Here is a 17,561-nt window from a genome sequence, read left to right on the forward strand (position 1 = left end):
CAACGGCGGGTGAATTGCCCTGGGCGCTCACCCGATCCCGAGGGGCGTCGGCAGCGGCAGGTTCGACCGCACCGGCTTCGAGGGCGTGTCCGGCTTCGGTGCGCGCCGCGCGCGACGCATCGCGACGGTCTCGGCGTGGTCCTCCCGCTCGTGCGCGGCGAACACCGCGTGCGCTCCCGACGCCGTGAGCGCTACCTCGCGGGGCCCGCAGCGCGGACAGATGACGACGGCGCTGAACTCGCTCTCGTCGATCAGGGGCGGGCCGTTGCCCCTGCGGGGACCGCCCACGGTCGCTACCGCTGCGGAGTGCTCTGCGGCTTCTGCTGGGTGTTGGCGGCGCGGCGTGCGTCCTTGGCCGACTTCGCGTCCGGGGGCGAGGACGTGGCTGAGGTCGGGCGCGCCGCCCTGGCCGTACTTCGGGGCGGGCTGGGGCGTGGGCGCGGTGGTGCTCATGGTGTCCTCCTGGTGGTGGTGGGTCAGTCGATCCCGAGGGCGATCCGGGTTCTGCTCGTCGAGCGCGACGTGCGCCCACCGGCTGCGCGACGGCGGGCTGCCCGTCAGTGCCCACGCCGTCACGCCGTTGAGGATCGTCTCCTGCAACGGGCTGAGGTGGACGCCGAGGTGGGCGAGCAGCGCCCGCTCTCGCGCGGTGGGCCCGATCGCGCCCGCCTTCGACGCCTCGTCGCCGCACGCGCTGCACAGGTGGCCGGTCACGCTCTGGTCGCCGGAGCCGCCGAGGGACGTGGCGCGGGTGCTGACCTGCTCCCAGCCGCCGGGCTGCTGCGCGACGCCGCAGATAGGGCTGCCGCGCGGGCTGCCGTCGTCCGGGGGCGGGGTCGGGGCGGGCCGACGGCGTCCGCGAGGGGCGGGCGACGGCGTCCGCGAGCAGCGCGGCGTAGGCGTCGCGGAGCCCGGCGGTGCTCTCGGCGTCGAGGTGCGCCCACGGGGCGGTGGTCACCTCGGCACCGCGGTCGGCGTCCCACGTCGTCCGACGACGTAGATCTTGCGCCGATGCCGTTGCGCGGATTCCTGGGGGTGGCCTCATCCGGCGACGTGAGGTTCCTCGTATCGGACGGGCGCGGGCGGCCCTCCCTTACCCACAGCAGCACACATGGTGGGAGGCGATCGCCGTGGGTTCAGGTCGATCACGTGGCGCGTCCTCGTGACATGCCTCATCGCCGGCGGTCTCGTGGCCTGCGCCGACGGCGGCGTGGTGGACGGCGGGGCACCGACCCGGACCGCGACGTACACCTTTCCCCCGAGCCCCGGGGACGAGCACGAAGCGACGGAAGGGGCGGAGCAGTCCCGGGGGACGCACGAGCTGTCGCGGCCGAGGTCGGGGAAGAACTCGGGAAAGACCGAGGCGGGCAAAGGCGGCCCGGTGCAGATCTCCACGGCCGCGGCGTTTGCCAGCGAGGGCTATCCCGTATGGGTGAAGCGAGACCTGATCGCCGCCGACCTGCCGAAGGCGTGCCGGGAGACGTCGTGCGTCACGTTCGTGATCGATGCCAACGGCGACTCCGTCGACCCGGAGGACTGCCAGTACACCGGGTCGAACCCGGGCCCCCTCGAGTACGTCGGTCCGGACCGCAGAGTCGTGCTGAAGGCCAACTGCAGCTTCCGCCCCGTGCGGTGCGACACGTCGCCCACCGGGAGCGGCTGGGTGCTCACCCCGGAGGAATGCGTCTCGACCAAGCCAGAACCCGTGCCCTCACCCGAGGCCTCGCCATCGCTCGGCGGGACGAACGAGAGCGTGCCGCCGGAACCACCCGTACCCTCGCCGGAATCCTCTGGGTCCCCGCCGGGCGCCGGCGCTCAGACCCAGGAGCCGGCGCCGCCGACCGGCTCTGACGAATCCGCCGACCCGAGCCCGCCGGCGAGCGAGCCGTGACCGAGAGCGCGGACACGTCGGGTGACCTGCCGCGGCTGGTGAAGATCGCCGCGGAGGTCCTGGCCCCGGTCACGGTGATCACGGCCCTGCTCTACTTCTTCGGCCGTAAGCGCGCCGAGTACTTCTTCTACTACTTCGGCGTCGACGTCACGACTCTCGGGCTGGGCACCACCGACTACCTGGTGGTGGCCCAGGACGGGATCGTCATCCCGGTCGTCGCGGTAGGCCTGGTCGTCCTCGTGGCCGCGTGGCTGCGGAGCAGCGGACGGCTGACGATCCCGGGCCCACGGGCCGCCTGGTCGGTCCTTTCCGCGGGCGCCGTGCTCGCTGGTCTCGGGCTGCTGCAGGTCGTCGACCCGGGGCAGTGGCTGCTGGGAGGTCTGCCTTCGTGGGTGCCACCCATCGGGTTCGCCGGCGGCGTGCTGCTCGTGGCGTGGGCAGTACGAGCGCTCCGCGCGCTGCGCGGCGCCGCGCCCCCGAGCACGGCCACCCGGATGACCGAATGGGGGGCGGTCTTCCTGCTGATCTCGGTCGCTGCCTTCGTCGCCGTCTCGAACTACAGCGCGGCGGTCGGCGCGAACCGTGCGCGGCAGTTCGTCGACGAGATGCCGTGGTATCCGTCGGTCGTGTTGCGCAGCGTGGCAGATCTCGGCATCGTCGGCGACGGGGTCACCGCGCGGCGTTGCCCGGTGGGGGAAGACGGGTTCCGACACCGCTACGACGGACTGGTGCTCCTCGTCCAGGCCGGTGACCGATACGTCTTCCTGCCACGAGAGGTCCCGGTCCGGCCGGGGGCCATCACCGTGCCGATCAACGACCAGGTCCGCCTCGACTACCAGCCCGCCGGGGGCGCGGAGGGATCCTCGCGCTGCTGACGTCCACGAGTGGCCCTTCGCCTGCGGAGCGGACGGTCGAATACGAGGACTACCGCACCTGTGCCGACATGACCTTGACCCCGGCTGATTGCGGTCCGCCGGGGGCTGGGTTCGTTCCTTCGCTGCCGATAGGGCCTTCTGCGATGTACCGCACTGATGGGAGTGCATCCCGCGAGACTGAGCTGGAACAGGCACCTGGTGAAGCTGAAGTGCCTCAGGTCCGCCACGGACATAGGAAACCCTCGCCCGGTCAACCAGCCGGGCGGAGCCCCACCATGCCGTTGACAGGATCTGGCCGGATGTCAGAGCTCGGTGCCCTCGTAAAGAAGCATGCGCACGTTCCCCGCGTTCGCCAAGACCTCGCTGATCGGCGAGCCGTCGTCCCGGAACTCGCCATAGGTGTTCGGTTGGGAGTTTGCCCGGAATGAGGTCAACAGCCGAGGATCGTCATCGTCCTTGCCATCGACGTCCATCTTGTGCGCGGCCTCAAGGTTGAAGTCGAGCGAGCCCAGCCCGGCAGGCGCGGACGCGAGGAGGAACCCCCGGTACGCGCCGGGGGCGCCGAGACTGAACACCTCGGCGTAGGCGGAGGACTGCGGTCCTAGAAACACGTCGACGTCGGTGGGGCCGATCGGATCGGGCCCCGGGGCCCAGTCAGTCGCGGCCCTGTAGGTCGACGGGCCGAGTTCACCGCGCTCGTCGTCGAGAACGATGATCTGTGGACGGAAGTCCGCCGAGACGGTGGTCACGGCGTACATCCCCAACGCCTCGCCGTCGAACAATGCACGGACCTCGACCTCGTCGGTCCGATGGATAAAGAGTGTGAGCGGCTCGCCCGGCGGCGGGGAGCCAGTGCACGACGCGAGGACGGGAACCCCGGCCCCGGGTTCCGCTATGCAGACTTCAGACTCGAACTCTGCGACGCCGAAGTTGCTCTCGAAGTAGCGCGGGGTCTGGTCAAGGCTCAACGAGGCGAGGTCGGCAAGTAACTCGGAATAGGGGTTGCGGATGTCGTCGATCTTTCCCGCGATCCACTCGACGGCTTCGCCGGCCCCCTGAAAGGTGATAAGGGTCACGGCAACCGTTGATGCGAGCGTGATCGCCGGATGCGCCTTCGCTCGGTCGATGAGGCGGCCCAGCCCGCGGCGGGGAGGAATCGCATCCTCGGACTTCTCGTCAGTCGAGTCTGCCATGGTGACCATCCAGGGAATGCTGCCGTGCTCTGTGACGCGACCGATAGACCAACAGGTCACGGGCCGCAAGTTCTCGCCCGGTCGTCCCAGCGAGTCGGCGCGTGGAGCGGGTCTCTTCACCCGCATCCGTTGTATCGGGGGGCCCGGTTTCGTCTCCGGCCAGATGGGGCGAAGGATCCGCTCGGCGTCCCTCACGGCGCCGGCACCTCGATGGTGATGTTGGCGCGCTCGGCGCCCGGCGGGTCACCGAGGGTCGCCCAGAAGTCGGTGTCCCGCATCCAGGCGGGGATGCCGGCGGGGAGGTCGCGGCTCGGGATGGCGGGCAGCTCGTCGGGCGTGAAGTCGGCGCCGTAGGGGACGAGGGGGCGCGGCGCGTCGGGCTGCTGGACCCTCGCGTGCAGCCGTCCCAGCGCGACGTTCCAGTTGTCGAGCAGGTCCTGGCGGCTGATCGGCCCGCCCGGCTTGTCCGCCGTCGGGTGCAGCGCCCGCTGGTGGAACACCGAGACGCCGGCGCCGTCGGGCGAGGTCACGAACGTGCGCCAGGCCTCGAAGGCCGGGGTGCCGAACGTCACCACCGCCTCGATGCGGCCCGGCGCGAGCGCGGCCGCGAACCACCGGTGGCGGTAGGCGACGACCTCCGGGTCGTTCAGGTGGGGCAACGCCATCTTCTGGTTGTAGATGCCGTAGAGGAACGCGTTGACCATGAGGTAGCTCGACGTGAACCCGAGCTTCTCGACGAAGCCCTGCACCCGCCGTCCCGCCTGCCCGGACAGGATGCGCCGGGTGAACGCCTCGGTCTGGGCCGGGTCCTGCCCGACGACGAGCAGCCGGGCGGTGCCGTTCGCGCGGCCCCGGTAGAACACGGGCCCCCACAGCGAGCGGAAGCCGTCGGCGCCGCGGAACACCGAGTCGTCGGGGTAGCGACGGCAGAGCGTCCGGAACCGGCCGGTGGGCCCGGTGTCGAACGGGTCGGTGATCATGGCGCCTCCTCACCGACAGGGAGCGCCGCGCCGCGTCCGCACGCACGCGCGGGACCGGGTGAAGTCGGTGCGCGCAGCCGGTGGGACGCTGTCGCCCGTGCCGACAATGAGGGAGCAGTCCCGGTGCGGGCGCCCGCCCCGCCGGGGTCGACCTCAGGGGGACGGCCATGGCGCAGCTGGTCATCACCGGGAACGTGGCGACGATGGCGCAGGGGGCGACGGCGCCCCCGTCGTCGCCCGGTCGGGTCTGGATCGACGGCGACACGGTCGTCGACGTCACGACCGGGCGCCGGCGCGTCGCGGGCTTCTCCCGGGCCCCGGAGGTCGACGTCGGCGACGCGTACGTGCTGCCGGGGTTCGTCGACATGCACAACCACCTGGCCTACAACGCGCTGCCGCTGTGGACCGAGCCCGGCCGCACCGAGCCGTGGCTGCACAACAAGCACTGGCCGGACGCCGACACCTACACGGAGTCGATCACGGAGCCCGCCTGGGTGTACGCGAAGGCCTGCCCCGAGGCGCTCCTGGCCTACGTGCAGGTGCGGGCGATGGCCGGGGGAGCGACCGCGGCGCAGGGCTGGCCCACCGCGAACCGCGGGTATCGCACCGTGATGCGCAACGTCGACGCCGAGGACGTCGGCACCGGCCGGGACGACCTCATCTACACCTCGGTGGTCACCAAGACGGGCGAGGCGCTCACCACCGCCGTCCGACGCATGGCCGCCGGCTCCGGGTTCATCTACCACTGCGCGGAGGGGCGCCGCGGCTCCCGCGTCCTGTCCGACTACACGGATCTCGACCGCGCCGACGGGCTGCTCCCCACGCTGCTGGCCGTGCACGCCTGCGCGGTGGACGCCGACGGGTGGGCCCGGTGGGACGCCGCCGAGGCGGGCGGCGTCGTCTGGTCGCCGCTGTCCAACCTCCTGCTCTACGCCGAGACGACGCTCGTCGACGACGCACGCGACCGCGGGATCACCGTGTGCCTGGGCAGCGACTGGGGCCCGTCGGGCACGAAGAACCTCCTCGGCGAGCTGAAGGTGGCCCGCATCGCCGCCGACCACCTCGGCTACGACCTCACCGACGCGCAGCTCGTCGAGATGGTCACGAGCAACCCCGGCACCCTGCTCGAGCGGTGCTGGCACCGCCCCGTCGGCCGCCTCGTGCCGGGGGCGCTCGCGGACGTCACCGTCGTGCGGGGGCGCGGGCGGGGCGACGCCTGGACGCGCGTCGTCGCCGCCCGGGAACGGGACGTCGCCCTCGTCGTCGTCGGCGGCGTCCCGCGCTACGGGGACACGAGCCTCATGACGGCGGCCGCGGCGCCGCCCAGCTTCGCCGCCACGGTCGGGGGCCGACGGCGCCGGGTCGCGCTGCCGGACCCCGCGGACCCGCAGCGGGCCTGGTCGTGGCGGGCGGTCCTGGACACGCTGCAGGAGGTGCAGCAGGACCCCCAGCGGGCCATCGCGACCGCCCAGGCGCGCGCCTCCGCCGGGCCCCGCTTCGCGGCGGACGCGGAGCTGGAGCTCTTCCTCGACATGCCCGACACCCGGCGCACCGGCCGCGCCGGGCCGCCCAAGGACCCGGACACGGTGCGGATCCCGCCGGTGCCCGCCCTCGAGCACGACGCGGCGTTCTTCGACCTGCTCGACGCCGCACCCATCCCGCAGGGTGTGCTCGCCCCGCTGCGCGGGCGGTTCGGGCAGTGACCTCCCCGAGCCCGGCGGCCCTCCGTGCCCGCGCCGGCAGCCGCCTGGACGACGTCGTGCCCGCAAGGGCCGAGCCCGGACCCGAGCCGGTGGCGCTCACCGCGACGCAGCAGCACGACCTCGTCGACCTCTGGACCACGCTGCTCACCGACGTCTACGTGCACTACGGGCAGAAGCGCGCGCTCTACGGCTACGACCCGCTGCGGGCGCTCGCGGCCCTGCGCCGGGAGATCCCCCTGCTCGACAGCGCCGGGTTCCTCCGGGCGCTCACCCGGGTGGTCAACCGGTTGCGCGACCAGCACACTCAGCTGTTCGTGGGCGCGCCGGGGGCCGAGCCGTACGTCGCTGCGCTGCCGTTCCTCGTCGAGTCCTTCGGCCCGTACACGTCGCCCACGTACCTGGTCACCAAGACCAGCGGCGACGTGCCCGACCCGGCGTTCGCGGCCGGGGCCCGGCTCACCACCTGGAACGCCGTGCCCTTCACCCGCGCGGTCGACCTGTTCGCGGACACCGTCACCGGGGGACGGCCCGACGCCCGCCGGGCGCGCGCCCTGGAGACGCTCACCCAGCGGCCGCTCGCCTACCTGCCGCCGCCGGACGAGCTGTGGGTCGACGTCGGCTTCCGGCTCCCCGACGACCCGGCGGGCGACCCCGACCGCACCGCCCGGTTCGAGTGGCGGGCGATCCGTCCGGGGGCCGCCGCGACCGCCGACGACCGGGTCGCGACCCGGACGCGCCGCGGGATCGACGTCGTGGGCGAGACCGCCCGCCGGGCCCGCAAGCTGTTGTTCGCCACCGATCTGTGGGAGGGCGACCGGCGGGGCGTCCAGCCCCGGGCGAAGGGCTCGGGCTGGCTGCGCACCAGCGTCGCCGACGCTCTCGCGGCCCGGCCGGTGACGACGTCGCACGGCACGTTCGGCTACCTGCGGATCTGGACGTTCGACGTGCGCCACCCGGGCAGGTTCGCCGACGAGGTCGCCCGGCTCCTGCGCCGCCTGCCGCAGGACGGGCTCATCGTCGACCTGCGCTCCAACCCCGGCGGCGTCGTCGACGCTGCCGAGCGCCTGTTCCAGCTCTTCACGGACCGGCGCGTCGAGCCGGTGCGGTTCGCGTGCCGCGCGACACCGGCGATGGCCGACCTCGCCGAGGCCGACGGCAACGGCGCCGACCTCGCCGACTGGGCGGGCTCCCTGCGCGCGGCCCTCGACCTCGGCGAGGAGTTCTCCCAGCACCTGCCGCTCGCCGACCCCGACCTGTGCAACGGCGCGGCCCGCGCCTACCAGGGGCCCGTCGTCGCCGTCGTCGACGCCAACACCTACTCCTGCGGCGACCTCTTCGCGGCCGGGATCGTGGACCACGGCATCGGGCGGGTGGTCGCCGTGGGCGCCGCGACCGGCGGGGGCGGCGCGAACGTCTGGACCGGCGACGACGTCCGGTACGCGTACCACGCGGGCCACCGCACGCTCCCGCCGCTGCCGCCCGGGATCGGTTTCGCCCTCGCGGTGCGCCGCATGGTCCGCTCCGGCACCTCCGCCGGCCTCGCGATCGAGGACGTCGGCGTGGCCGGCGAGGAGCGGTACGACATGACCGAGCGCGACGTCGTGGACGCCAACCACGACCTCCTCGAGCACTGCACCGCGCTCCTCGCCTCCGCGTAACCGGCGCGCCGCGAGTCCCCGACGCGCGACGTGCCGGCGACCCTGGCCGCTCGCCACTGGTGGTGCGCGGGGCCTCGGGGCGACGCGGGTAATCTCGTCCCGTCCCCATCCGCAGGCCCGAGGAGCGACGACCCCGGTGAGACGTTCGTCCCCCAGCATCTCGGACGTCGCGCGCGCCGCCGGTGTGTCGATGGGCACGGTGTCGAACGTCCTCAACGGCACGGTGCGTGTCACCCCGGCGACCCGGGCCCGGGTCGAGGCCGCGATCCGGGAGCTCGGGTTCGTCCGCAACGGCGTCGCGCGGTCGCTGGCGGCCGGCCGGAGCTCGACGCTCGGCTTCGTGATCATCGACCTCGCGAACTCCTACTTCCTCGACATCGCGCGGGGCGCCGAGGAGGAGGCCGGCCGGGCTGGCCTGAACCTGCTGCTCGCGAACTCCGACATGTCCGAGGAGAAGCAGCGCACGTACGTCGACCTGTTCGTCGAGGATCGGGTGGCGGGCATCCTCGTCGCGGCGAACCACGGGTCGACGCAGGACCTGCACCGCTCGGCCCCGGGAGTCCCCCTCGTCGTCGTCGACGCGCCGGGCGACCACTCGGACGTCTGCTCCGTGGTGCCGGACAACGAGCTGGGCGGCTACCTGGCCGCGACGCACCTCGTCGAGCAGGGGCGCCGGCGGCTCCTGTTCGCCGGCACGACCGAGCTCGTGCCGGTCCGCGACCGCCTGCTGGGTGTCGAGCGCGCGGTCGCCGAGCACCCGGGCGTCGTGCTCGAGGTGGAGCAGACGGGGAACGTCCAGGTCGAGGACGGGCGCCGCGTGGGCGACGACCTCGTGCTGCGCGACCCCCGCGAGCGCCCCGACGGCGTGGTCGCCGCGGCGGACCTGCTCGCCGTGGGCGTGCTGCAGTCGCTGCTGCTGTCGTCCTCGCTACGGGTGCCGGACGACGTCGCGATCATCGGCTACGACGACAACCGCGCCGCGTGGGACTCCGCCGTACCGTTGTCGACCGTCCGGCAGCCGGGGGAGGCCGTCGGCCAGGAGGCGGTCAAGCTCCTGCTGGAGGAGCTGGAGACCGGCCCGGACGCCCACCGGCACCGGCTCGTCACCTGCGAGCCGCGGCTCGTGGTGCGCGCGAGCACCGGCGGACCGGTCTGACGCCGGCCGGCGGGCTCAGGAGTCCGCCGGGAGCCTGCCGGCGAGCACGTCGCGCAGGCCGGTGCGGAGTCGCTCCGTGTCGTCGAGGTCGACCGGCCGCAGGCGCCGGGGGAGCGCCGCGACGACCAGCGCGTACGCCTCGAGGACCAGCTCCTCCACGAGGTCCGGCGTGACCCCCGGCCCCACGGCCAGCGAGATCCAGTGGCGCTTGTTCATGTGGTAGCCGGCGGTCACGGTGTCGAGCTCCTGGCGGAGCGCCTCGCCGTCCTCGGGCGCGCACTTCAGGGTGACCAGCGGGGTGCCGGTGACGTCCGTGGTCATGCAGAAGACCTTGCCCTGGACCTTGAGCACGTCGTGCTCGGGGCCGAACGGCCACGTGCGGGTGACGCCCGGCAGGGCGAGCGCGACACGGGTGGCGAGCTCCTGGTGCTCGTCGGGCCGCACGTCAGTCCTGGCGCGACGCGCGCAGCGCGTCGCCCTCGACCTCGGCCGCGCTCCAGAAGTTGCGCAACATCTCCTCGGGGGTGAGCAGGGCGTCGCGCTGCTCGACCGGCTCCTCGGCGCCGGCGATGGCCTTCACCTCGTCGTGGATGCGCTCCATGGAGCTGTCGAGGGAGGACGCGACGTCGGCGGCGAGCTTGAGGGAGTCCGTCAGGTGCCGCGGCACGTCGCGCGCGTACTTGTAGTAGATCTTGTGCTCCAGGCTCGCCCAGAAGTCCATGGCGATGGTGCGCAGCTGGATCTCCACGATGACGTGCTCGACCCGGTCGGACAGGTAGACCGGCACCTGCACGATGAGGTGCAGGGACTTGTAGCCGTTCGCCTTGGGGTGGGCGATGTAGTCGCGTTCCTCCAGGACGGTGAGGTCGGCCTGGTTCATGAGCATGTCCCGCACCTTGTAGATGTCGGAGACGAAGCTGCAGGTCACCCGCACGCCGGCGACGTCGAACATGTGCTCGTGCACGCCCTCGGGCGTCAGCGGGATGCCCTTGCGCCGGCACTTGGCGACGATCGACTCGAGCGACTTGAGGCGCGAGCTGACGTGCTCGACCGGGTTGTAGTTCTGCATGTGCCGGAACTCGTCGCGCAGGATCGAGATCTTGGTCATGACCTCGTCGATCCCGAACTTGTACGTCAGCACGAGCCGCCGCAGGCGGTCGACGAGCGCCCGGATCTCCGCGGCCTCGGGGGAGTGGTGCGGGGTCTGCGGTGTTGCGTCCTGGGGGACGTTGACACGGTGCTCGTGCGGTGCGTCCTGCCCTGCGTCCTGGCTCACGGGCACCACGGTAGACGGGATTCCTGACCCTCGAGAATCCGATAAACCCTGTCGGGAGAGTTCGGTATTCGAGACGGTCGGGAGGAACCGTTGACACCCCTCGTCCGGGAACCTACGTTCCTGCGCACCGGGTCGGACGCACGGCAGCACGCGACCCCGCCCGGCGAGGAGCAGGAGAGGACGAGCATGCACCGAGACGCGACCATCGTGCGCTCCCAGTCGTCCCGGACCCGGCACGTGCCGCCCGCACTGCCGATGTCCGCCCCGGCGCCAGCCCCGGCGTGGTGTCGATGCCGCTGATCGCGGCCTGAGTGTCCGCCGCCCCGGCGGGCCTTCCTCCCCTGCCCTCCTGGCGGCGGCGCGCACCCGCGGGTCCACGACCCGCGCCCGAGTGCGCCCGTCCGCCGCGCCCCGATCGGAGCCGACGTGCCGTACTCCCTGCCCCTGACGCCCACCACCAGCACCCCGTCCCCCCTCGTCGTCGGGGTCGACCTCACGGCTGCCGGCGCCCGACCCGGCGTGCACCGGGCGCGCGGCATCGTGCAGCCGCGGTCGTTCGACGCCGAGCGCTTCGTCCAGCTCGTGCGCACCGCCGACGACGGCGGGCTCGACCTCGTCACCCTCGACGAGGGATTCCTGCTGCACCCGGGCCGGCGGCAGGTCACCGGGCGGCTCGACGCCGCCGTCGCCGCCGCACGGGTGGCACCGCACACCACGCGGGCCGGGCTGGTCGCCGCCGTCGACACCGCGCACGTGGACCCGGCGCACGTCGCCCAGGCCGTCGCCCGCGTCGACCAGGCGAGCTCCGGCCGGGCCGGGTGGCAGGTCGGGCTCCCCGCCGGCGCCGTCGTGCAGGACGACGCGTGGGCGGGGCAGGCTCGCGGCGTCGCGGCGCAGGTCGTGCGGCACTGGGACGGCGGGGCCACGGGTGACACGGCCGTCGCCGTCGACGACGAGGGGCGCTTCCGCGTGGACCACGACGGTGTCCGGTTCGCCGTGCGCCGGCACCGTCCGGCCGAGGGCGGCGCCGCCGAGCGCCGGGGCGCCGGCCCCCGGCAGGTCCGCCCGCCCGTCGTCGTCTCCGTGCGGAGCGAGGCGGCGATCGACCTGGCCGCCGGGACGGCGGACGTCGTGCGCGTCGCCGCCACCGCGCCCGCACGCGCCGTCCGCCTGCGGTCCCGCCTGCGCGACGCCGCCGAGGCGGCGGGCCGGGATCCCGACACGCTGCGGGTGCTCACGGAGGCGTACGTCGTGCTGGCCGAGGACCGGGACGGCGCGCACGCGCGGCTCGAGCTGGTCGAGGCGCTCGAGGGCCCGGAGGTCTCCGGCGGGCTGCTCGTCGTGGCGGGCACCCCGGACGACCTCGCGGAGACGATCGTCGGGTGGCGCGACACCGGCGCCTCCGACGGGTTCCTGCTGCGGCCCTCGTCGCTCGGCCCGGACCTGGACGCGCTCGTCGACGGCGTGCTCCCGCGGCTCGTGCGCGACGGCGAGCGGGAGGTGGCGTCCCCGGCACCCCGCACGCTTCGCGCGACCCTCGGGCTGCCCTCCGCCCTGCCCTCCGCCGAGGCCGCCACCGCCTCCGATGCCCCGACCACCCCGATCGGTCGCGCCGGCGCGCGGCGCGGCGCCTCCCGGCTGGTGGACGCCTGACGGGGCAGGTGGGGGCGTGCGCGCGCGGACGCCCCGACGTCCAGGATCCGGTCACCCCGTCGACCGGATGGTGGGCGGCGGGGAGAATGGCCGCGGGCGACGAGGGGCGAAGGAGGAACCATGACCATCCAGCCGACCCAGCTCGTGATGCTGTGCGTGCTCGTCGCGGCGACCGTCGTCCTCGGCGTGGTGTGGAAGGTCCGCCAGGGTCGCGTCCGCACCACGTCCGCACGGCAGGACCCCGCCGTGGACTGGGCGGCCCGCGGGGTGCGGCTGGGGGAGCGGGCGACGTTCGTCCAGCTGTCCGCCGAGGTGTGCGCCCCGTGCCGCGCCACCGCCCGCGTGCTGACGGGCCTCGCCGCGCGCGAGGCCGGCGTCGAGCACCACGAGCTCGACGTCGACGACCACCTCGACCTCGTGCGCGAGCTCGGGGTCCTCACCACCCCCACCGTGCTGGTGCTCGACGCGACCGGTGCGCAGGCGGCTCGCAGCAGCGGCGCCATGTCGCCCGCGCAGGCGCGCCAGGCCCTGGCAGCCGCCCTCCCGGCCCCCGCCGGCGCTGCCTGACCGCCCGTCGAACCGACTGCCCGACCCGCCTGACCCGCCCGACCCGCCCGCAGGAGACGACGATGACCCGCGAGACCACCACCACGCAGACCTCGGCCGGCATCGACCCGCGCGGCCCGCGGGTGGGCGCGGGCATCACCGCGCTGCTGCTGGCCGTCGTCGTGCTCCTCGGGGCGACCACCGCCGGCCTCGTCCTGCTCGCCGTCGTGGCGGCCGGATTCCTGCTGGGCGCCGTGCGTGGCGCGCAGGGCACCGTGCAGGGCTGGCTCTTCAAGGCGTTCGTCCGCCCCCGGCTCGCCCCGCCCGTCGAGCTCGAGGACCCGCGCCCGCCGCGCTTCGCCCAGCTCGTCGGGCTGGTCGTGACCGGCGTCGGGGTCGTCCTCGGGCTCGCCGGCGTGCTGGCCGCCGTGCCCTGGGCCGCGGGGATCGCGTTCGTGGCCGCGGGCCTGAACGCCGTCGTCGGCCTGTGCCTCGGGTGCGAGCTCTACCTGCTCGGCGCCCGCCTGCGGCCGTCCGCCCGCTGACGTGCCCGGGCGGGCCGCGCTCAGCGGGTAGGGTCCGGGGCATGGCGACGGTGCTCCCCTTCGACGGTCACACTCCCGACATCGACCCGACGGCATGGGTCGCGCCCACGGCGACGATCGTGGGGAACGTGCGCATCGGCGCGCGGGCCAGTGTCTTCTACGGCGCGGTGCTGCGCGGCGACATGGACGCGATCGTGCTCGGCGAGGGCTCCAACATCCAGGACAACTGCGTGGTGCACACCGACACCGGCGTGCCCGCCACCATCGGCGCCGGCGTGGGCGTCGGTCACGGCGCGATCATCCACGGCGCCACGGTGGGCGACGGCAGCCTGATCGGCATGGGCGCCACGCTGCTCAACAACGCCGTCGTCGGCGAGGGCGCCTTCGTGGCGGCGGGCGCGCTCGTGCGCGAGGGCCAGGAGATCCCCGCCGGGCACCTCGCGGTCGGCGTCCCGGCCAAGGACCGCGGCGCGCTCGACGCGGAGGGCGCCGAGCGCGTGCGCCGCAACGCGATCGAGTACCAGGAGCTCGCCGAGCGCCACCGTCGCGCGGTCGGCTGAGCGGCGGCGCCCGCCGGGCGCCGCCGTCAGGCCGAGGGCGTGCGCACCGCGCCGAACGTGGTGCGGGCGCGCAGCCGGAACCCGAGGTTCTCGTACAGCCGGATCGCGGTCGTGTTGTTCGCCGCCGCGTGCAGCATGGCCCGGGCGCCGCGTTCGCGGACGTGGTGCGCGACGTCGAGCACGAGGCGCGTGGCGAGGCCCTGGCCGCGATGGTCGGGGTCGGTCGTCACGGCGCTGATCTCGGTCCAGCCCTCCGGCTGCAGCCGCTCGCCGGCCATCGCGACGAGGCGCCCGTCCCGCCGGATGCCGGCGTAGCGGCCCATGAGGTAGGTGCGCGGCAGGAACGGGCCCGGGCGCGAGCGCTCGACGAGCGCCAGCATGTCGGGCACGTCGTCGGCCCCGAGCACCACGGCCTCGTCGTCCGGCCGGGTGCGCAGCCGGTCGGTCTCGACGAGCTGCACGCCGTCGAGGAGCGCCACCCGCTCCCAGCCCGCCGGGAGCACGACGTCGGCCGGCGGGCCGGGGAACTCCGCGCCGTGGCCCGCGACGTCGACGATCGCGTCCCAGACCTCCGGGTCGTCCCACGACCGGACGGCCGCGAACGGGGAGACGTCGACGGGGTAGCGCAGCACCAGCTCGTTGCCCTCGGCAAGGTGCGCGTGCGCGCCCGTGAGGGACGACCAGCGCGGGTTGTCGAGGACGGCGTCCTGCGCGACCTCGCGCGCGGGTCGGGTCGGGGCGGTGCTCACGTGATGACCTCCGGTGTGCGGCGACAGCCCTCACCGCAACGCGCCCGGCACCGGCCGGATTCCCGAGCCCGCGCCGGGAGCGGGCGGCGGTGCCGCGGTCAGCGGGCGGCCCCCGTGAGCTCGGCCGTCGCGGTGTCCGACGCGGGGAGGCTCGACGGGACGAGAACGCCGGCCGCGCGCCGCAGCGGCGTCGCCCAGCGGGCGAACCACGGGTCGAGCGCCTCGCCGAGCTGCGGCAGCTGGGCCTCGGTGAGGCTCAGGGTCCGCGTGGGCACGACGGCCCCCAGCTCCACGAGGACGGGGCGCAGGTGCGCCTCGCCCGCGAGCGCGTGCGCCGGGTTGCCGGACACGACGACCGGGACGACGACGACGCCCGCCAGGCCGTCGGGGCCGTAGAGGTCGAGGAACGCCTTGAGCAGGCCCGTGTAGGAGGCCTTGTAGACGGGGGTCGCGACGACGGCGACCGTGGCGCGCGCCAGGCGCTCCTTGGCCGCGTCGGCGGCCGGGTGGGTCGCGGTGAGGATCTCGCCCGCGAACGTGCCGAGCTCGATCGTCGTGATGTCGGCGGCCCCGAGCAGCTCGGCGACACGCCGGCCGGCGGCCTGCGCCGCCGCCAGGGTGCGCGAGCCCTCGCGCGGGTTGCCGGAGACCACCACCACGGAGGGGGTGGCGGGGTGGGTGTTCTCGGTCATGGGTCGTCCCTCGCAGTCGGAGTCGTCGATCACGCTTGCCGCACGGCGGAGGTATAGCAGCGGATCCGTTGAGTGCCAGGCCCGCCCGGAGACTTCTCACGATCCGGACATGACGGAGCCTCCGGCCGCGGGGCGGCCGGAGGCTCCGGGGTGGTGCGACAGGGTGGCGTGGTGGTGCGGTGCGTGCGGACGTCAGGCCTCGAGTCGCAGCCGTGCGCCGAGCGCGACGGCGGCGACGACCGAGGCCCCCGCGACCAGGACGACGTCCTTGAGGACGTACTGGCCGAGCAGCGTCATGCCGTGCCCGAACAGCTCGTCGCCGAAGAGCGCGACCGGGGACAGGATGCCGACCAGCGCGACGGCGAGCACGAGCAGCCCGATCCGCAGGAGCCGACCCGTGACGAGCGTCAGGCCGATGAACGTCTCCATGACGGCGACCAGGACCACGGCCGTCGTGCTCGGCACGAGCCCGAGGGTGAGCGTCTCGACGGTGCGGCCGGCGATCTCCTCGGCGGGGCTGGCGCCGGGGAAGAACTTCAGGACGCCGAAGCCGAGGAACACGACGCCGAGCGCCACGCGGAGCGCCGGCACGGACCAGCGGGTGAGGAACCGGGCCAGGGCGGTGACGGCGATGTCGAGCCGCAGCGCGACCTGCTCGGCGAGCCCGTTCGGGAGGCGGCCGGTGGCGGCGCCCGCGGCGCGGGTGCCGGCATCGCCACCGGCGGACGTCGTGGTGGGGTGGGTCGAGGTGGACACGGACATGGTGGTGCTCTCTTCCAGGGGATGGTGCGACCCAGGGGTGGTCGCCCTGGGAGAGAGGCCCGGCGGCGCCCGCGGATGCGGGACCGTGACGTTTTCGCCCGGTCGTCACCCGGCCCGGACCTGGACGGCCTCGGCGTGCCGCCGTCGGGCACCGCCGAGACGTCGCGGAGGGCGTCGCGCTGAACCCGGCACCGTGCCGCAGACTCGGGGCATGGGCGCGCGCCGCTTCCGCTGGGTGCTGCACGTCGACCTCGACCAGTTCCTGGCCGCGGTCGAGATCCTGCGGCGCCCGGAGCTCGCGGGCCTGCCGGTGATCGTCGGCGGTCGGGGCGACCCGGCCGAGCGCACCGTGGTCTCGACGGCGTCGTACGAGGCGCGGGCGTTCGGCGTCCGCTCGGGGATGCCGTTGCGGGTCGCGGTCCGCAAGGTCCCGGACGCCGTCGTCCTGCCGGTGGACCACGAGGCGTACGACGCGGCGAGCGCGCGGGTGATGGAGACGCTGTGGGGCCTCGGCACGGTGGTGGAGGTCCTCGGCTGGGACGAGGCGTTCCTGGGCCACGACGGCGAGGACCCGGAGTCGTTCGCGCGGGGCGTGCAGCGGGCCGTGCTCGACGCCACGGGGCTGCACTCCTCCGTCGGCATCGGCGACACCCGGGTCCGCGCGAAGATCGCGACCGGGTTCGGCAAGCCCGCGGGGGTGTTCCGGCTGACCGCGCGGACCTGGTTCGACGTGATGGGCGACCGGCCCACGCGCGACCTGTGGGGCGTGGGCGCCAAGGTGTCGAGGCGGCTGGCGGCCCGCGGCATCGACACCGTCGCGCAGCTCGCCGCCGCGGACGACGCCGTCCTCGTCGGCGAGTTCGGGCCGCGCATGGGTGCCTGGTACGGCGAGCTGGGCCGCGGGGAGGGCTCCGCCGTCGTCGACGACACGCCGTGGGTGGCCCGCGGGCACAGCCGGGAGACCACGTACCAGCGCAACCTCACGACGCCCGAGCAGGTCGTGGCGGCGCTGCGGGAGCTGGCCGCGCAGGCGCACGCGGACACCGAGGCCGAGGGCCGCGCGGTGTCCCGGGTGGGGCTGAAGGTGCGCTACGCGCCGTTCTTCACCCGCACGCTCTCGCGCAGGCTGCCCGCCCCGACGCGCTCCCTCGAGGAGGTGACCGCCGCGGTGCTCGACCTCGCGGCCGGGCTGGAGCCCGGCCGCGAGGTGCGGCTGCTCGGCGTGCGCGCCGAGATGGTGATGCCCGACGACGGGGCCGACGATGGGCCGGACGACGCTGTGGGCGGCGGGAGCACGCCGGTGCGCGGGCGGCTCTGATCCG

The 17,561-nt window shown here is 74.4% G+C and carries 18 protein-coding genes; 10 read left to right on the forward strand and 8 right to left on the reverse strand.

What is annotated here, in order from left to right:
• Positions 1-27: 27 nt before the first annotated feature.
• On the reverse strand, positions 28-714 hold the full coding sequence (locus tag ABZ493_RS08325; protein ID WP_430581691.1) for a hypothetical protein: 687 nt from the start codon (positions 712-714) through the stop codon (positions 28-30).
• 667 nt (positions 715-1,381) lie between these two features.
• On the opposite strand from ABZ493_RS08325, the gene ABZ493_RS08330 reads away from it, so the two are divergent.
• Together ABZ493_RS08330 and ABZ493_RS08335 are read left to right on the forward strand one after the other, a co-directional pair.
• The gene (locus tag ABZ493_RS08330) at positions 1,382-1,891 is read left to right on the forward strand and encodes a hypothetical protein (RefSeq protein WP_430581692.1); all 510 of its coding nucleotides are present in this window, start codon (positions 1,382-1,384) and stop codon (positions 1,889-1,891) included.
• Positions 1,888-2,766, forward strand: coding sequence for a hypothetical protein (locus ABZ493_RS08335; RefSeq protein WP_430581693.1), 879 nt, complete (start codon positions 1,888-1,890; stop codon positions 2,764-2,766). Before ABZ493_RS08330 ends, ABZ493_RS08335 begins: the two co-directional genes overlap by 4 nt.
• Before the next feature lie 302 nt (positions 2,767-3,068).
• Here ABZ493_RS08335 and ABZ493_RS08340 read toward each other — a convergent pair whose 3' ends face one another.
• Together ABZ493_RS08340 and ABZ493_RS08345 are read right to left on the reverse strand one after the other, a co-directional pair.
• Entirely contained in the window at positions 3,069-3,968 is a 900-nt protein-coding gene (locus ABZ493_RS08340) for an ETEC_3214 domain-containing protein (RefSeq protein WP_430581694.1), read from the reverse strand.
• Between the two features lie 182 nt (positions 3,969-4,150).
• A complete protein-coding gene (locus tag ABZ493_RS08345; protein ID WP_430581695.1) occupies positions 4,151-4,939 on the reverse strand; it encodes a hypothetical protein in 789 nt (262 codons plus the stop codon).
• A gap of 167 nt (positions 4,940-5,106) precedes the next feature.
• Between ABZ493_RS08345 and ABZ493_RS08350 the strand changes: the two genes are divergently transcribed.
• From ABZ493_RS08350 to ABZ493_RS08360, 3 genes are all read left to right on the forward strand, one after another.
• The gene (locus ABZ493_RS08350; RefSeq protein WP_430581696.1) at positions 5,107-6,642 is read left to right on the forward strand and encodes an amidohydrolase family protein; all 1,536 of its coding nucleotides are present in this window, start codon (positions 5,107-5,109) and stop codon (positions 6,640-6,642) included.
• On the forward strand, positions 6,639-8,300 hold the full coding sequence (locus tag ABZ493_RS08355; RefSeq protein ID WP_430581697.1) for a S41 family peptidase: 1,662 nt from the start codon (positions 6,639-6,641) through the stop codon (positions 8,298-8,300). The genes ABZ493_RS08350 and ABZ493_RS08355 overlap by 4 nt, the downstream gene beginning before the upstream one ends.
• A 136-nt stretch (positions 8,301-8,436) precedes the next feature.
• A complete protein-coding gene (locus ABZ493_RS08360; RefSeq protein ID WP_430581698.1) occupies positions 8,437-9,456 on the forward strand; it encodes a LacI family DNA-binding transcriptional regulator in 1,020 nt (339 codons plus the stop codon).
• 15 nt (positions 9,457-9,471) lie between these two features.
• On the opposite strand, the gene ABZ493_RS08365 is transcribed toward ABZ493_RS08360, so the two are convergent.
• Both ABZ493_RS08365 and ABZ493_RS08370 read right to left on the reverse strand, forming a co-directional pair.
• Positions 9,472-9,900: an MmcQ/YjbR family DNA-binding protein gene (locus ABZ493_RS08365; protein ID WP_430581699.1), complete on the reverse strand. Its 429-nt coding sequence runs from the start codon at positions 9,898-9,900 to the stop codon at positions 9,472-9,474.
• 1 nt (position 9,901) lies between these two features.
• Positions 9,902-10,630 (reverse strand): GTP pyrophosphokinase family protein, encoded by a 729-nt coding sequence (locus tag ABZ493_RS08370; protein ID WP_430581725.1) that lies wholly within the window; start codon positions 10,628-10,630, stop codon positions 9,902-9,904.
• A gap of 528 nt (positions 10,631-11,158) precedes the next feature.
• On the opposite strand from ABZ493_RS08370, the gene ABZ493_RS08375 reads away from it, so the two are divergent.
• The 4 genes from ABZ493_RS08375 to ABZ493_RS08390 all read left to right on the forward strand — a co-directional run bounded on the left by ABZ493_RS08375 (position 11,159) and on the right by ABZ493_RS08390 (position 14,036).
• A complete protein-coding gene (locus ABZ493_RS08375) occupies positions 11,159-12,385 on the forward strand; it encodes an LLM class flavin-dependent oxidoreductase (RefSeq protein WP_430581700.1) in 1,227 nt (408 codons plus the stop codon).
• Positions 12,386-12,505: 120 nt separating this feature from the next.
• Entirely contained in the window at positions 12,506-12,952 is a 447-nt protein-coding gene (locus tag ABZ493_RS08380; protein ID WP_430581701.1) for a thioredoxin family protein, read from the forward strand.
• Positions 12,953-13,014: 62 nt separating this feature from the next.
• Positions 13,015-13,476 (forward strand): DUF4395 domain-containing protein, encoded by a 462-nt coding sequence (locus ABZ493_RS08385; protein WP_430581702.1) that lies wholly within the window; start codon positions 13,015-13,017, stop codon positions 13,474-13,476.
• A gap of 41 nt (positions 13,477-13,517) precedes the next feature.
• Complete coding sequence (locus ABZ493_RS08390; RefSeq protein WP_430581703.1) at positions 13,518-14,036, forward strand: gamma carbonic anhydrase family protein; 519 nt, start codon at positions 13,518-13,520, stop codon at positions 14,034-14,036.
• 26 nt (positions 14,037-14,062) lie between these two features.
• Here the strand turns inward: ABZ493_RS08390 and ABZ493_RS08395 are convergent, their stop codons facing one another.
• The 3 genes from ABZ493_RS08395 to ABZ493_RS08405 form a co-directional block, all read right to left on the reverse strand.
• Positions 14,063-14,785, reverse strand: coding sequence for a GNAT family N-acetyltransferase (locus tag ABZ493_RS08395; protein ID WP_430581704.1), 723 nt, complete (start codon positions 14,783-14,785; stop codon positions 14,063-14,065).
• 98 nt (positions 14,786-14,883) lie between these two features.
• Complete coding sequence (locus ABZ493_RS08400) at positions 14,884-15,477, reverse strand: NAD(P)H-dependent oxidoreductase (protein WP_430581705.1); 594 nt, start codon at positions 15,475-15,477, stop codon at positions 14,884-14,886.
• 192 nt (positions 15,478-15,669) lie between these two features.
• Entirely contained in the window at positions 15,670-16,239 is a 570-nt protein-coding gene (locus ABZ493_RS08405) for a DoxX family membrane protein (RefSeq protein ID WP_430581706.1), read from the reverse strand.
• Positions 16,240-16,450: 211 nt separating this feature from the next.
• Between ABZ493_RS08405 and ABZ493_RS08410 the strand changes: the two genes are divergently transcribed.
• Positions 16,451-17,557, forward strand: coding sequence for a DNA polymerase IV (locus ABZ493_RS08410; RefSeq protein ID WP_430581707.1), 1,107 nt, complete (start codon positions 16,451-16,453; stop codon positions 17,555-17,557).
• Positions 17,558-17,561 lie beyond the last annotated feature (4 nt).

It is taken from the genome of Isoptericola sp. NPDC019482 (assembly GCF_040632295.1).
GTDB lineage: Bacteria > Actinomycetota > Actinomycetes > Actinomycetales > Cellulomonadaceae > Isoptericola.

Bases quoted from the DNA above. Each gene is read 5' to 3' on its own strand.
- ABZ493_RS08340 (WP_430581694.1), bottom strand. From the start codon at position 3,968: ATGGTCACCATGGCAGACTCGACTGACGAGAAGTCCGAGGATGCGATT.
- ABZ493_RS08345 (WP_430581695.1), bottom strand. From the start codon at position 4,939: ATGATCACCGACCCGTTCGACACCGGGCCCACCGGCCGGTTCCGGACG.
- ABZ493_RS08350 (WP_430581696.1), top strand. From the start codon at position 5,107: ATGGCGCAGCTGGTCATCACCGGGAACGTGGCGACGATGGCGCAGGGG.
- ABZ493_RS08380 (WP_430581701.1), top strand. From the start codon at position 12,506: ATGACCATCCAGCCGACCCAGCTCGTGATGCTGTGCGTGCTCGTCGCG.
- ABZ493_RS08385 (WP_430581702.1), top strand. From the start codon at position 13,015: ATGACCCGCGAGACCACCACCACGCAGACCTCGGCCGGCATCGACCCG.
- ABZ493_RS08390 (WP_430581703.1), top strand. From the start codon at position 13,518: ATGGCGACGGTGCTCCCCTTCGACGGTCACACTCCCGACATCGACCCG.
- ABZ493_RS08400 (WP_430581705.1), bottom strand. From the start codon at position 15,477: ATGACCGAGAACACCCACCCCGCCACCCCCTCCGTGGTGGTGGTCTCC.
- ABZ493_RS08405 (WP_430581706.1), bottom strand. From the start codon at position 16,239: ATGTCCGTGTCCACCTCGACCCACCCCACCACGACGTCCGCCGGTGGC.
- ABZ493_RS08410 (WP_430581707.1), top strand. From the start codon at position 16,451: ATGGGCGCGCGCCGCTTCCGCTGGGTGCTGCACGTCGACCTCGACCAG.